We start from the raw sequence: 835 nt of genomic DNA on the forward strand, positions 1-835 counted from the left end.
AATCTGGTGAATGAAATTTCGTGGAAACGCACCACGAACCCTCATAATGATTCGAGGCAGGGCGCAAAACATTTTGGGCGTATTACCGATATTATCTATTTTTACGCGAAGGACAGTAAGGTTTATACGTTCAATTCACAGTTTGAGCGATATAAAAGCGACTATATTGCCGCCTCCTACAGCAAGTCCGACCCCGACGGACGGCGTTTCAAAGCGTCGGAACTATCCGCTGCCAAACCGGGCGGCGACACCAGTTATGAATGGCACGGGTGTCTGCCGCCCACAGGACGATATTGGGCGTATTCAAAAGAAAACTTGAACGAGTTTGAGCGAAACGGTCTTATTTGGTTTTCGCCTCACGGTAGACCGTATTTGAAACGCTATTTAGACGAAATGCCCGGCTCCAGTATCAATAATTTTTGGGATAACTGTGTCTTTAGAAGCAGAGACGAGCGAATCGGCTACCCGACGCAGAAGCCGCTCGCCCTGCTTGAGCGAATCATCAAATGCGCCAGCGATGAGGGCGCTCTGGTGCTCGACCCGTTTATGGGCGGCGGCACGACTATCGCGGCGGCGGACAAACTGGGGCGCCGCTGGCTCGGAATCGACCAGTCGCCGCAGGCGGTCAAGGTTACCGAATACCGCCTGAACCGGCAGCAAAACCCGCAGGGGCAGGGCGACCTGTTCGCCGCGCCCTTCACCGTGGAGCTGCACAAATACGATTACGACACGCTGCGCTATGAGAACGCATTTGAGTTTGAAAGCTTCATGGTGCGGCAGTTCGGCGGCGTCCCCAACGCGAAACAGCGCAATGACTTGGGTATTGACGGCAAAA

The 835-nt window shown here is 53.7% G+C and carries 1 protein-coding gene; it reads left to right on the forward strand.

What is annotated here, in order from left to right; translation table 11 throughout:
• The coding region (locus tag AWU74_RS06490) for a DNA methyltransferase (protein WP_162504954.1) at positions 1-835 on the forward strand (835 nt) is incomplete at both ends.

The sequence above is a fragment of the Treponema endosymbiont of Eucomonympha sp. genome (assembly GCF_001028545.1).